Raw genomic sequence first — 13,594 nt, 5'->3', positions numbered from 1 at the left:
AGCTGCGTCTTAATAACAAAACAATAACAAAAACCTAAAATATAAACGATATGAAAACTTTAGCAAAAACCTTATTCGCAGTAGCATTAACAGCAGTAGTATTTACTTCATCAGCCATGGCAACTTTTGCTGCTGAGCCAGTTAAAGCAGAAACCAAAACTGTTTCATTATCAAAATTCAGCAGGATCTGGGTAAGTGGTAACGTGAAGCTGATCTTAACACAAGGTGATAAACAAAATGTAGAAGGTACCAGCAATTACGATGCTACAAAAACTTCTGTATCAACCGATGGAAAAACCTTATTCATCAATTCAGAGGAAACCAGCCAGGTAACGTTAAACATTACCGTAAAAGATTTGGAAAGAATTGAAGCTTATGGACAGTCGGTTGTGGTAACCAGCAATAATATTGATGCAAAATACCTTCAGTTATTTCTGAACCAGAGCGCTACAGCAAAAATTAAAACTACAGCAGGCAGTTTATATACCATCGTTAAGGAAGATGCGGTATTGAAATTAAACGGTACTGCCGGTGAAAGTACAATGATTGCAAGCAACATGAAAAATGTAAAACTGGCTGATTTTGCCAGTCTTAAATCTTTATCGTATGCTTCTCAGGCCATCATGGAAGCAGAACAAAATGCAATGAATTTAGCGAAATAACAACTTAGATTAATAGTAGTAAAAGGGGAGCATATTCCTCATAAATCCACAGCCAAAACACACTAAAAGTAATAACTGGCTGTGGAGGATTACAAAAAATGCCCTTAAGTTTAAGGGCATTTTTTCAGGTTTGGCGCTACAGCATTTTTTTATTGATTAATAGCCAGCCTCCCGCCAACAATCACCACCGCTCAATCCTATAGGTCTTAAATGGGGGCAAAATACTTTTCATGCTAAATTTAATATCCCTGGTTTTGTTTAATCGATTTTGTTACATCAAGTGTAGTCTGTGGAATTGGAAAGATTCTTCTAAACGGCTGCGTAATCGGTTTTGCACTAAAAGGTTGCTCAAATTTACCAAAACGGATCATTTGCGGGCGTCTTAACAGTTCCCAATAGGTTTCAAAGGCGATTTCTTTATAAAGGGTAGCCTCATTAAGCGATGGGATGGCAACACCAGGTGCATTCCCGTAAAGCGATTCCCTGGTTCTCGAAGTACGCAGTTTGTTAATATCGGCCAGTGCCTCTGTAGTTAGCCCCTTGCGGAAATAAGCTTCGGCACGCATGGTATATATTGCGCCCAAACGGATTAAAGGGATATCCACATTGCTGGTTCCGTTACCTTCCTCGGGGTCGAATTCGTATTTGAAACAGCGGGCACCACGGTTGATTTCGTTTTGGGCAAAAACAGCCTGTGCCGGGTTTGTAAAATTAAGTGCCGGGGTGAAGTCCATTTTAGTGGATGTACTTTTCTCCATTACCAGTTCAGATACCTTGATTCTTCCGTCTGAGGTCATTTCGAACCCCCCTCCGGTGGTTAATTTCGGCCCGTATTGCTGGCCTACCATAATTCCCCTGTTAAAATGGAACCAGGGTACGGCAGGACTGCTATTGGGAACAAGATCTGTTGCCGGAACGCTACCCGGGCCGTTATTCATAAACCAGGTACCATCGGCATACTGGTACTTCCTTTCAAACCTGGGGTCATCATGGTTACCCTCCCAGCTTGCATAAAACTCAGGGCTGATACATGCAGCATTAGTGCCCCTGTTTAATGGTGAAGGTTTTTGGTTACGTTCTACACAAACATAGGCGAAAGAATTGGAGCCATTATGGATATAGTCAATTTTCTGTGTTACTACAAAAATCAGTTCAGCACCTCCGGAGTTTTTGATCGCAAAATTATCGAAGTAGTTGCTCAACAAGCTAAACTTGCTCGAATTGATCAACAGCGAAGTATAACTGATTACCTTGTCCATATCGGTTTCACTGGTGTTTACCGATTTCTCGTTAAAGTTAAATGAAGCCGCATAACGGTTTTTAAATACCGCACGGTTAAGGTACATATTGGCAAGAAGGCCATAAGCGGCCTCTTTGGTAAACCTTCCGTTGTGTGTAGACTGTTGACCCAAGGTAGCCAGATCAGGGATGAGTGCTTCAACCTGAAGGATGAGATTATCAATTTCAGTTGCAGCCTGTTTCATCTCTAAAGGCGCTTTTTCATCCATCGGATCTCTGTATGGTGCCTGTCCGAAAAGATCGAGCGTGGTATAGGTATAAAAGGCCAGTAAACCTTTGGCTTCTGCCAAAAAGAGTGTTCTCTGCGGGATGCTGCTTTCAGTAACCTGTTTAATTGCTGTTAATGATCTGGTGATCCCGTTGGTAAGCATATTCCAGTTATCGGTTACAATCGGATTGTCTGATGCCCAGGTAAATTCGTGCATCGAACGCCATTTACCTCCATCGCCCCAATCGCTTCCGCGTGTAGCCAATATTGCTTCATCGGTGGTATACTCCTGTAGGGAGAATACAGCACCATGATCAACAAAGGTACCATCACCTAAACGGTCGTAAGCTGCCGCTAAAGCCCCTGCCGGGTTTTGTGCGTTACCGCCCAGTACTTCATCCAACACCTTTTCATCCAGTTTGGTACAGCTGGCCAAAACCAGGGCTGTAACCAGGAATATGATATTTTTTATTTTAAATAATTGATATGTTTTCATTGTTATAGTTTTAAGGTGGCGCCAAAAATAAATGTCCTTGCCGTTGGATAACTGGTATAATCGATACCCAGCGACTGGTTTCCTCCGGTTGCTTTCGGGCTGTTGATCAATGGATCGTAACCACTGTAATTTGTTATGGTAAATAAATTCTGTCCGGTAACATATACTCCAAGTCCCTGCAGCCAGGTTAGTTTTTTAAGCTTGATGTTATAACCCAAACGCACAGAATTAAGCCTGATGAAATCAGATTTCTCCAGGTATAGGGAAGACAACTGTGGCGGGTTGGCAGGATTAGCCCCTGATTCGAAATACCGTCTGGCCACATTCCTGTCTGAAGAAAGGTTGTTAATGTTTAATGCGTTTAAACCCGTATTGTTTACCAGATAACCACCTGTTTGCCCGATGAACGAAAACGAGAAGTCGAAGTTCTGATAAGTCATCTGGCTATTTAAACCATAGGTAAAAGTTGGAATGGCTCCCTGGAAAATTACACGGTCTTTATTGTCGATCACGCCATCACTGTTTACATCTCTAAAAATATTTGCGCCTTTACTGTCAAAGCCCATATGTTCCAGCAGGTAAAACGAACCTGCTGCATAACCGCTTCTGTAGATATTGGCGGTTACACCGGAAAGTCCCGGACCTGAAATGGTACCAGACAGGATTTCAGAAACCGGAAGGTCTTTAATTTTATTGTTTAAGGTTGCGCCGTTCACATCAACCGACCAGTTGAATTTTCCGGTATTGATCACTCTCGAGCCCAACATCATTTCAAATCCTTTATTTACAATCTTGCCATCGATATTTACCCATACTGTACTGGTTGGACTTAATACCTGCGAAGGAATGTTCAGGATCGCATCGGTTGTGGTTTTGTTAAAATAATCTAACGTTCCATAAAACTTGCCCTTAAAGAGTTCGAAATCGAGTCCTATGTTGTATTGGGTAACCACCTCCCATTTCAAATCGGGATTAGGTGTTCTGGTTACCGAAATACCGTTAACCAGGGCCAGGTCGTTATATAAATAATAACCATCGCCTGCAGAAAGTGCATAACTGGCCTGTGTAAGCTTGTTCTGTACTTCCTGGTTACCCGTTTGGCCCCAGCTTGCCCTTAACTTAAGCTCGCTCAGAACTGGGATCTTTTTGAAAAAATCTTCTTGTGCCATGTTCCAGCCCAATGCAAACGAAGGGAAATAACCATATTTGTTGTTCGCACCAAAACGCGTAGAACCATCGGCACGTACCGATGCCGTGAGGAGGTATTTGTTATCGAAAGCATAATTTACCCTCGAAAAGAAAGATTGAAGCTCATTAACCTGTGCAAAACCAAATACGCCTGTTTGTTTTCCGGCGTAGCCCGGATTGTTTTCCGGTAAAATCCCACTGCTCTTTGCCGCTATTCCATCAAGGTTAAAGCTACTGCTGCCCCTTTCGAATTTCTGATAAGAGAAACCACCGATAGCCTCCAGTTTATGTTTTCCGGTAAGCAGACTGTAGTTGAGGTAATGTTCCATCAGTGTACTTTTCGAATCTAAGTTTGCCTGGATATACTTGCCTGTTGGATTTAAATCTGTTGTGTTCGGGAAAATAGTGGTATTCCTTTCGCCTACAGAGCGGTCTAACCCCAAGTTAAACTTGTATTCAAGTCCTTTTACAATTCTGAAAGATAAATCCAGGTTACCCAGCACCCTCAAGGTACGTGTACGGTCGCGGTAGATATCCAAAAGGTAGGCCGGGTTATAGTGCGCGTTTGCCTTGAAATTGGTGAAGTTTCCATTCTGATCGAATACCGAACGTGTTGGGTTCGACATTAAGGCCTGAATGATCAACTGTCCGTTCGAACCACCGTCATCACTGGTTGGCACACCATCATCGCGGGTTTCACTTCCTGTTAGGTTAATGCCAATTTTCAGTCTTTTATCATCCAGAAAGGATTCAGAAGCGTTGATCCTTGCTGAGGTGCGTCTGAATTCACTGTTTTTCACAATGCCTTCCTGATCCATCTGTGCTGCAGAAACATAATAGTTGCCGGTAGCGGTGGCCTTTGAGAAGGATACTGAATTGTTCAATGTTTTCGCCTGTCGGTAGATTACATCCTGCCAGTCGGTATTGCCGCCATGATCAAAAGATTTGTCCTTGATTGCCGTGCGGTATTCATCGGCAGTTAAAAGATCGAGCTTATGGGCAACATTCGAAAGGCCTAGATACGAATCGTAAGTGAAGCTTCCCGCTCCCGTTTTACCCTTCTTAGTGGTTACGATTACCACACCATTTGATCCGCGCGCACCATAAATGGCTGCCGCAGAAGCATCTTTCAATACCGAAATGGATTCGATATCACTGGTGTTTAAAAAGTTTAACGGATTTTTTGCTTTTGACGAGCCAAAACCAACATTCGAACCCGTAGGGCTCACATCATCGTTGGTTAGGGGTACCCCATCCACAACGAACAACGGTGTGCTTCCGCTACGAATGGAACCCACCCCACGGATGGTTACATCAACACCTCCTCCGGGTTCGCCACTGCTGGCTACCACGCGTACACCGGCAATTTTACCCTGGAGTAAATTATCGGCCGAAGTAACAACCCCCTGCCTGAAGTTTTTCTCATCAAGCTGTGTAACAGCACCCGTAACGTCTTTTTTGGTCTGTTTACCATAACCTACAACCAAAACCTCCTCCATGGTAGAGGCATCTGGTTCCAGTTTAATGTTCAGTACATCGGCATCAGTAGTTATTATTTTTGTTTTGTAACCGATAAAAGATACCTCAAGTATTTTACCTTTAACGGCGCTGATTCTAAATTCGCCCTTGCTACCGGTAGAAACGGCATTCGAAGTACCCTGTTCCTTTACCGTAGCACCGATCAGTGGCAGATCAGTTTCGTCGGTGATCTTTCCGGAGATTGTCCTCCCCGGTTGCTGTGCAAATACAGCCATCGACACCACCATGAGTATCGCTGAAAACATGATTTTCAGGAACAAAGGGGGCGACAATCGAAAATTAAGCGTATACATTCCTTTCATGAGCATAATTGATAATAATAAATTGTTTGGTTTAGGATTTCTGTGAACTAAAAAATCGCACAAAGATGTCTTTTTGATATAAGCAGCAACAACCAGCTAGATTATTAAATTGTTAAATTATAATCTCCAATCAAAAATGAAAACGCCGTATAACCAAATCTTTAAAGCTTTCAGATTAAGGTAAAAGGAGATGGAACTGCTCTAAATTAGAATCATATAATGCAGCATGTTACCTTCAGAAATCGATCTCATTTGTACTGATGCATTACAGGTAAGGCATGCGGAGGGGATTAAATGCTATCGAACAGTTAATCAAGAAAAATATTAAATGATTACCAGTTGCTTTATAGCATTAAGCAACTGGTAAAAGCCAGCAGATGCAGAATCAATTTTTGCTGTAAAAGCTTTTTGCTCGCCCAGGTATGTTGATTTTACATCGCTTTCCTGAGATTGTGCTGAGCGCTGGTAATAGAAATTGATATGAAAAGCTGCAATATTATTGTTAATATTTTCATCTGTTTTTTAGTCGTACCGAATTGATGTTAAAGACTCAAGGTAATTGCTTAGCATCAAAAATATGCTCTTGGTTTCAGACCTATGATCCTGCAGTAATTCGGGTTAAATCTAATAACTTTTGATAAAAAAACTGCCAGTAAACATCATGAGTATTATTCCAATTGCTACTTCGACAAGCTATGCTTTGTTTCCCGCCATGCCCAGGGCGCTACAGCATCTTTCTCTTGCCACAAGCCTACTTTATTTTTCCTGGCAGCTATTTCCAGTTGTGCATAAAGTAAATCGCTAGAGTATTTTTTATAATGCCAGGCCATGCCCTGTTTAATCATTTCCTGGTTCACTACCTGTTTGTTGTGGTTAATTACTACAGCAATTAATCTTTTATAGCGGTCGTATTTCTGGCCTCGCACACTCACTATTTGCCCAAAACACAAATCGGAGAGTGCTTTTTTAGCCTGATTGCCAAAAGGTTGCGAGCCTCTTTTTTCGGGACAATCGATATGTGCCAAGCGGATTTTAATGGGCTGGTTTTGGTATAATACCTCCATGGTATCGCCATCCATAATGCGGATCACTTTGGCAGTAAAAACAAGGTGATTGTAGTTTATTAGCGGCTTGCTCTCGCCTGGCGGGATGAAACAAGCCTGGAGCGTTAACAATAAAACCAATAAACTTACTTTTCCCAACCGCATATTGTTTTTCCGTCTTTTTTGGCTTTTTCTATATCCACCTTTATAATTTTATACGTGCAATTGCTTAAACCGCGGCAACTGGAGGTATAGTGGTATTTTTTAGCGCCAGGACTGTTGCAAATGTACACGCTTGTATTTTCTTTACAAGTAATGTTAATAAAGAAAAAAAGGAGTAAGGAGAGCGTTTTCATGATTGAGGGATGGTATTGTTGAAAATGGTTAATTAACAAGCTGTTTTATAGAAGATTATTGCTAGTTTTAAATTAGTGAATATATCATCTTATTTTCCTGAAATAATTTTTTGAAGTACAGGTGCTAAATTGGCAGACAGATCGGTTGTGATTAAGTGGAATTTTTTCACGTTCATAGCAGTAAACCAATCAGTCCAATATTGCTTAATCACATCTTCTTCGTATGGTTTTTGTTTTGATGGATTAATGCCTAAAACAATAATTTCTAGGTCTTTTAAATTATAAGGAAAAGAAATAAAACCCAACTTATTCTTTTTCATGATTGCCCTATAATCGGAAGAGATGAGCTTTTTTGACTGGATAAATGCTGGGGTGATGTAAGAGCTTTTACCTTTATCTAAAAACTTACTGTCTTCATGATACATGTAACCATCGGTTAATATCACCAATATATTTCGCTGTTTATCTTTAATACAATAATTCTGAACATTATTTTTGAAGAACTTCCAGATATCGGAACCAACATAATGATTGTCTTTAATGGTATGTGTATAGATTTTTGAAGAAACTTGCGTGTAAATGTTATCAATACGTAGAATAGCTTTTTTATCTGTTTTTGGATTGAAACTTATTTTCAATTGTTGACTTAGCTCATTGATATTTGGAATTTTAGGAATCGGATCAAAAAAAACCTGCATCTGATCGTTTAAAAGCATTATCTTTTTTCCTTTTACATGATTGACAAAAGCTCTTTCTACTGATTTTATGTATCCGAGATCTCTCTGATAGAAATCGGGGTTCTTTTTTGGAGCTATCCGATCAGATAAGTCGAGCAAAAAGCTGATGTTCAGGTTCTGCGCTTGGGCTTTACTTTCTTTTACAAAAACGCCAACAATTAAAGGGATTAGTAATAAGGTTAATAATTTCGATTTCATGGTGCTGGCTTTATAAAGTAGATACATAAACAGAATTTTGAGAATCTTCACTGGCACCTACATTTTTAAGGTTTTCATCATAACAGGCCCTACATTCATTTTGAAGGTCAAATTTTTCGTGCTGTGAAATGCGGAGTTTTTCGTTTACAAATGTAATCCAGCCCTGCATGTACTCGGAGGCATACAGCACATATTCTTTTGTAGGAATAATTACGGCATCGATGATTCTTTGCAGGGTAACGATTCGCCCTTGCGCTTCAAGGGAAAGTTTTTTTATATCGCTGAGTTCTGCGATCAGCTTTTCTTTTTGCGTTTCGATATCTGTTATCCTATCCTGATGAATTTGGATGTCCTTTTTTCTGCGGAGCTGCTCATGTTTGATTTTGTCTTTTTCACGGTGCTCTTTCATGATAAAATCAAATACCACGCCCCAGATTAGATACACCACAAAACCTGCAAAGATGATTCCCCAGAACTGGATTTTACCGAAGGCAATAGGGAGATTAAATGCAGGAGTGTCGAAGGTTTTGGTTAGTTCATAAATCTTTTCTTCTATCTGATAGGCCAGAATAGCATCGAATACGAAGGTGGTAAGTAAAAGAAGGCCGATTTTAATGTAGTTTACCATGCTTTTAACTTCTCCAAACATATGGATTAAATAGCCTAGGCCTAAAAACACAAAGGGAATAAAAGTTACGAAAGCACCTTCTAACGATCCATCTTGCCAGGCCTTTGAAAAAGCCTTTGAATCGAGCACATTCATGATAATCGTGCTTGTTGCGTCAAAAGGCTTAAAAAAGGCGGAATAAGAGGTTGAGATATAAAAGGTAAATAAATACAAGCTTAAAGGTATCAGGATGATCAGACCGATCCAGAATTTTGTTGAGGCACCTTTTGAAGCACTGATGTGGTATTTTTCGGGGTCCCTGGCCAACTCATTAATTTCGAATTTTAACTCTTCGATATTGTCTTTTACCTTTCTGATATTGGTTTCAACGTGGGTGATCTGCTGTTTTTTGCTTTCTTCACTGATGGCAAGGGTTTTGATTTCCGTTTCCTTTGTTTTCTGCTCGTTGATATAGGGCTCTTTAGCCAATTGCTGTTTTTCTACCAGTTCTTTTTCTTCGTTTTGGAACTTGGCATAAATGGCGTTCAGGCATATCGAAAGTGCCAAAGGGCTGCCGCTGTTTCGCGATCCATCTCTAAAACCTGCTTCGTGGTAAGTTCTTTTTCTTACTTCCTCTGCTTCTTCTGTAACGGGTTCTTTGATCTCCACATTTTCATCTTGAGGTGCTTCAGCTGTTTTTGGGTTAAAAAATTCTTCTATTTGGGCAATCATAACGTTAAGTTTTGAGTTTGATTTATTAATTCATGATTATATTTCTCGCTTCGCAGAAACAATCCGGTCTCTGGCGTATGTTTTTTGAACAGGTAAAACTTCTATGGCTTTTTCTTCTTTTTTTACGGGTTGTTTTTTGTTATAAAAGGCGATAAGTAAAAAGAGTAAGCCGGTGATTACATCAAGCGGAATCCAGATACTTTTTCGGTGTAGGTAAATGGGGAAGAGTGGGTTAAAAAGGATAAGTACGATTATAAAAATGATTGCCCACGGGATGTGTTTTTGTTTTATCCAGATGTAGATCAGCAGTAGGGCCCCGAGTGATACAACAGCTCTAAGAAAGGTATAATAAGCTATAGGCAATTTTAATATGGCGGCGAAACAGCAGATCGAACACGCAATGAGTATATACTTTATAACTTTCATTACACACGCGATAGAATTTCATTTTTCTTATTTTCAAATTCTTCCGCAGACAGAATTCCATTTTCTAATAGGGCTTTTAATTTTTGCAAAACGGCAAAAGGGTCTTCTTGCTGGACAATGTTTTCATTTGGTGTAACCGGAGTATTATTTACAACAATACCGCCACCGGCCGCTGCTCTTTTATCTTCCAGTTCCTTTTGTCTTCTGTATTCGCGCATTTCTTCCTCTTTCTCTTGAGCATATTGATAAAGTTTCCTAGCCTGATTTTTTGGAAGATAATCCATCATGTTATTGAAGTTTCTTACAGTCTTCATTGTAAATGTTGCGCCTAATATGCCCTCTTTAATGTGGCAATCCACAACATCTTTCCAACTGTAATCCTGAAAATCCATCGACAAACCAAAGTTCTTTGGTTTACAAAATATTATTCGCCTATTCGTTAAGGCAATACAATCTGGTGAGAAGTTTATTGCAGGTTTCTTTTGTACTGCAATATATTCTACCTGTTCGTTAGAAGTAAGCAGGCTATTAATCCGCTCTAAAATTTTTTCCACGGCTTTTGGATCTTGCTCTTCATTTAAGAACTTTTTTAAATCATTTATCATAATTTTTTGTCTAGTGTGTATTTAGTTTTCATATCAAAAGTATGAAGGTACTTACTGCTTTTCTTACGGGAAACCGTAAAGCCAACAACTATTTTAACAATGATTTTATTGGTGTGATTTTAGATTAATCAATTCATTTACAGCTATTTGTAAATCTGATTTAATGTTGTGGAAATTGGCAGATCTTCCTTTGTCAGTTGGTTTTCGGCTTCACATAATCTTCCGATTTTTCTTTCTTCCACCAGCTATTATCGAGGCGTTTAATGGAATAGAAAGCGCGGTTTACGCCAGGTTTCATGGTTGCCGTATCGAGGTGTCTGCGCCATACATGGATAATGGTATCGGTACCGATTACGACCCACCAGAAAGTTTTGCCATAACGTTTTGTCGTATATACCTCACTAATGCTTCCTTTAATTACTTTGGTGTTAAAACCCGGCTCCATTAACTGATAGGTAATCACCTTCTGTTTTTGTGCCTTGGCGTTATCCATTATGAATGTTAATAATAGTAGTGTAACGAGATGTTTCATGCCACTAAGGTATTTGGGCAAAAAATATATTCCTTACGGCTAACAGTAAGGGAATGATAGGAGGTTGTTTATACCAAAATGAGCGGTTGCTCTGCCTGGATCGAAAACAGACACGGAAGCAACCTCTACATTTTTTGAGAGATGAGCGGATAATTAATAATTCTCTAAGGTTTGATGCAACTGGCTTCTATAATCGTAAAGTTCATCAAGGTTGAATAACTGCTTTTTCTCGCCGGCATCTTTCCCTTTCTCGAAAGTTTCGATGTACTTGTTAACGGTATTAAAATGGAACCTGCAAATTGGTTTACGGTTATTGTCATCCAGCAATACGCCAAAGTAAGATTGGGTATCCCGTGCAGCGATCCTGGCAGATGGAATCTTCTCGCGCAAAATGGCCTTTACAATCTGGAAGGCTTCTAATTCCTCTTCAGTAGTTACGATTTTAGAAGTATCGGGATCTTCATTAACGGGCATTACTTTGCCCTCCTCCTTTTTCTCTATTTTCTCGTTAATATTCAATGCCGATTTTAAGCGATCGCTGATGGATTCGTTGATGGAGATGGTAAGGGCTTTTTTGGTATAATCTTTAAAAGCAATCATCCGGTTTGCGGTTAAGGGTTTATCGAAAAAACGGTTAACCAATAACTTCACCATCTCGTCAGAAGGACTGTCTATTTCTTTTTCAAATTCCTTTCTGATGGCTTTGATGTATTTTAAACCTTCTGCCGAATCGAGGATCGTTTCTAAATTATATTCGTTTTTGGTAAAACTTTCAAGGATTTTTATCGCATTATCTTTCAGGTCTTCGATATCGATGGTTAAGAATGGTTTCTCGTCCATAATATTCGGTTTTTCCAGATCGGCGTAAAAGTTGTAAACCGTACCGTTGGTTAATACGCCAAAGCGTGCTTTCGAAACATGGTAATAGCGGTGCAACTGCGAATTATGCGCATCGGCACTTTCTTTCCAGTGTTTACATTCGAAAATGAGGATAGGTTCGTTGTTTTTACGGATCACATAATCTACCTTTTCGCCTTTTTTGGTGCCGATATCGTAGATGTGTTCGGGTATAACTTCTGTAGGGTTAAAAATATCGTAACCGAGGATTTGAATAAAGGGCATTACAAATGCATTTTTTGTAGCTTCTTCGGTATTGATCTGGTCTTTTAAGCCCACTACGCGCTGATGAAGTTGTTCTAACTTTAGTTTAAGGTCCATAACTTTTTGCATTAAATGGTTTCATCTTTTACTGATGCATTCGGCGCATTTTCTTTAACCGATTCGATACCGTTATCTCTGGCATCAGCGGTGGTATACATTTGGCTGGTACCGATAATTTCGCCATTGGCAGCTTTTAAATTGAAATAGTAGTTTCCGTTTTTGGCAATTTTTCTGTCGTACCTGGCATCGGTTGGTGCATTGGTTTTTACCGATTCGATACCTTTGTTGCAGCCTGCTTTTGCGGCGTAGCCCTCGCTGTTAAGGATAACCCTGCCATTTGCTGCTTCAAGATTAAACTGGTATTCGCCGTTTGTTCTTTTGGTAATGATAAATTTTCCCATCGTTATTTTTTTTTGCTGCTCAAAAGTATAGGCGGAATATGACGCATCCTTACGGGAAACCGTAGGTCGGTTCATTCGTCAATAGTTCATTGGTTGATAGTCTATAGCCGTTTTCGTTGCGAGACCGGATTGAGGGAGCCGAAGCAATCTTTTAGGATAGGTTAATTGGGTGATGGTTTAATAGTTCATGGTTGGATAGCCTAGCGATTATCCATGTTAAACACCAAACATTAGCTCTTTTTTTAACTACACAGATTCACAGATGCATGTCGCAGAGCACGCTGAGGTTGTTAAAAGCAGTAAAATTCTTTTCATCGTTGAAGATCCTTCGACTACGCTCAGGATGACAACCACGAATAAGGACAATTGCGGGAGTGACTAAACGAAACCGATCGACTCCCGACATGGATTGAAGACTAACCTCGGCTAAATCACCTTATTTGCGATGCAATAAGCAATTAACTGACCATTATTTGAAATATTTAACGCGGTTTTGATATAATTTATCCGTTTTTCGATGCTGCTCAAGCCGGATGGTTCCATCTTTTTTTGTTTCAAAATGCCCGACATTTCTTTTTGGGTTTTTCCATCTAAAATGAGCGAAACAATTGTTTTATCATAAGGGGTAAAATCGTGCAGGTATTCTTCTTTTTGCCTCAGGTTGGGCGAATGGTATTTTTTGTTTTTATAAATGCTTTCTAAAGCCAGTTTAAGGTCTTTTGCATCATGGCGGGCTTTAGGCACGTAAGCATCGATATTTAATTCTTTAAATAGTGTATTGGCAATTAAGGCCCTGTTTTCGATAGAAAATACCAGCACTTTTAAATCTGGCTGTATTTCTTTTAAAGCTTTGATCAGTTCTCTGCCTCCTGCTATTTTTTGTTTCGGGTAGTCTTCATCAAAAGAAAGGTCGGTAATGATCAGTTCATAAGGGTCGCCATCGCGCAGTGCTTTTTGTACCCGTGTAAATGCATCATCACAATAAAATACATAATCTTTATCGGCTATAGTGATGCCAAGATCTGTAAGGGCGCTACGGAGCGATTTACTAACAATTTCATGATCTTCGGCGATGAGTACGTTTTTGAACATATTTATATTT

12 protein-coding genes are annotated in these 13,594 nt (G+C 39.8%); 1 reads left to right on the top strand and 11 read right to left on the bottom strand.

Annotated elements, in window-relative coordinates:
• Positions 1-50: 50 nt before the first annotated feature.
• Entirely contained in the window at positions 51-662 is a 612-nt protein-coding gene (locus tag AC1RJ8_RS10265) for a GIN domain-containing protein (protein WP_492953725.1), read from the top strand.
• 239 nt (positions 663-901) lie between these two features.
• On the opposite strand, the gene AC1RJ8_RS10260 is transcribed toward AC1RJ8_RS10265, so the two are convergent.
• From AC1RJ8_RS10260 to AC1RJ8_RS10210, 11 genes are all read right to left on the bottom strand, one after another.
• Positions 902-2,665 carry a RagB/SusD family nutrient uptake outer membrane protein gene (locus AC1RJ8_RS10260; RefSeq protein ID WP_492953724.1) on the bottom strand — a complete coding sequence of 588 codons (1,764 nt, stop codon included), beginning with the start codon at positions 2,663-2,665 and terminating at the stop codon, positions 902-904.
• Positions 2,666-2,667: 2 nt separating this feature from the next.
• Positions 2,668-5,637 carry a SusC/RagA family TonB-linked outer membrane protein gene (locus tag AC1RJ8_RS10255; protein WP_492953723.1) on the bottom strand — a complete coding sequence of 990 codons (2,970 nt, stop codon included), beginning with the start codon at positions 5,635-5,637 and terminating at the stop codon, positions 2,668-2,670.
• Positions 5,638-6,374: 737 nt separating this feature from the next.
• A complete protein-coding gene (locus AC1RJ8_RS10250; RefSeq protein ID WP_492953722.1) occupies positions 6,375-6,902 on the bottom strand; it encodes a thermonuclease family protein in 528 nt (175 codons plus the stop codon).
• Between the two features lie 280 nt (positions 6,903-7,182).
• On the bottom strand, positions 7,183-8,028 hold the full coding sequence (locus tag AC1RJ8_RS10245; RefSeq protein WP_492953721.1) for a hypothetical protein: 846 nt from the start codon (positions 8,026-8,028) through the stop codon (positions 7,183-7,185).
• A 10-nt stretch (positions 8,029-8,038) separates the two neighbouring features.
• Positions 8,039-9,367, bottom strand: a complete 1,329-nt coding sequence (locus tag AC1RJ8_RS10240) for a hypothetical protein (protein WP_492953720.1) — start codon at positions 9,365-9,367, stop codon at positions 8,039-8,041.
• 36 nt (positions 9,368-9,403) lie between these two features.
• Positions 9,404-9,793 (bottom strand): DUF6804 family protein, encoded by a 390-nt coding sequence (locus AC1RJ8_RS10235; RefSeq protein ID WP_492953719.1) that lies wholly within the window; start codon positions 9,791-9,793, stop codon positions 9,404-9,406.
• Entirely contained in the window at positions 9,793-10,398 is a 606-nt protein-coding gene (locus tag AC1RJ8_RS10230; RefSeq protein ID WP_492953718.1) for a PH domain-containing protein, read from the bottom strand. Before AC1RJ8_RS10230 ends, AC1RJ8_RS10235 begins: the two co-directional genes overlap by 1 nt.
• Positions 10,399-10,591: 193 nt before the next feature.
• Positions 10,592-10,891 carry a hypothetical protein gene (locus AC1RJ8_RS10225; RefSeq protein WP_492953717.1) on the bottom strand — a complete coding sequence of 100 codons (300 nt, stop codon included), beginning with the start codon at positions 10,889-10,891 and terminating at the stop codon, positions 10,592-10,594.
• 192 nt (positions 10,892-11,083) lie between these two features.
• Positions 11,084-12,148 (bottom strand): type I restriction endonuclease, encoded by a 1,065-nt coding sequence (locus tag AC1RJ8_RS10220; protein WP_492953716.1) that lies wholly within the window; start codon positions 12,146-12,148, stop codon positions 11,084-11,086.
• 11 nt (positions 12,149-12,159) lie between these two features.
• Positions 12,160-12,492 (bottom strand): YegP family protein, encoded by a 333-nt coding sequence (locus AC1RJ8_RS10215; RefSeq protein ID WP_492953715.1) that lies wholly within the window; start codon positions 12,490-12,492, stop codon positions 12,160-12,162.
• A 426-nt stretch (positions 12,493-12,918) separates the two neighbouring features.
• Complete coding sequence (locus tag AC1RJ8_RS10210; protein WP_131029384.1) at positions 12,919-13,584, bottom strand: DNA-binding response regulator; 666 nt, start codon at positions 13,582-13,584, stop codon at positions 12,919-12,921.
• Between the last annotated feature and the right edge of the window lie 10 nt (positions 13,585-13,594).

The sequence above is a fragment of the Pedobacter sp. GW822-FHT03F06 genome (genome assembly GCF_058801365.1).
Note: the sequence above shows the minus strand (reverse complement) of the source record. Positions and strands in the feature narration are given on the sequence as shown.

Bases quoted from the DNA above. Each gene is read 5' to 3' on its own strand.
- AC1RJ8_RS10250 (WP_492953722.1), bottom strand. From the start codon at position 6,902: ATGCGGTTGGGAAAAGTAAGTTTATTGGTTTTATTGTTAACGCTCCAG.
- AC1RJ8_RS10210 (WP_131029384.1), bottom strand. From the start codon at position 13,584: ATGTTCAAAAACGTACTCATCGCCGAAGATCATGAAATTGTTAGTAAA.
- AC1RJ8_RS10245 (WP_492953721.1), bottom strand. From the start codon at position 8,028: ATGAAATCGAAATTATTAACCTTATTACTAATCCCTTTAATTGTTGGC.
- AC1RJ8_RS10240 (WP_492953720.1), bottom strand. From the start codon at position 9,367: ATGATTGCCCAAATAGAAGAATTTTTTAACCCAAAAACAGCTGAAGCA.
- AC1RJ8_RS10260 (WP_492953724.1), bottom strand. From the start codon at position 2,665: ATGAAAACATATCAATTATTTAAAATAAAAAATATCATATTCCTGGTT.
- AC1RJ8_RS10235 (WP_492953719.1), bottom strand. From the start codon at position 9,793: ATGAAAGTTATAAAGTATATACTCATTGCGTGTTCGATCTGCTGTTTC.
- AC1RJ8_RS10255 (WP_492953723.1), bottom strand. From the start codon at position 5,637: ATGTTTTCAGCGATACTCATGGTGGTGTCGATGGCTGTATTTGCACAG.
- AC1RJ8_RS10215 (WP_492953715.1), bottom strand. From the start codon at position 12,492: ATGGGAAAATTTATCATTACCAAAAGAACAAACGGCGAATACCAGTTT.
- AC1RJ8_RS10225 (WP_492953717.1), bottom strand. From the start codon at position 10,891: ATGGATAACGCCAAGGCACAAAAACAGAAGGTGATTACCTATCAGTTA.
- AC1RJ8_RS10220 (WP_492953716.1), bottom strand. From the start codon at position 12,148: ATGGACCTTAAACTAAAGTTAGAACAACTTCATCAGCGCGTAGTGGGC.
- AC1RJ8_RS10230 (WP_492953718.1), bottom strand. From the start codon at position 10,398: ATGATAAATGATTTAAAAAAGTTCTTAAATGAAGAGCAAGATCCAAAA.
- AC1RJ8_RS10265 (WP_492953725.1), top strand. From the start codon at position 51: ATGAAAACTTTAGCAAAAACCTTATTCGCAGTAGCATTAACAGCAGTA.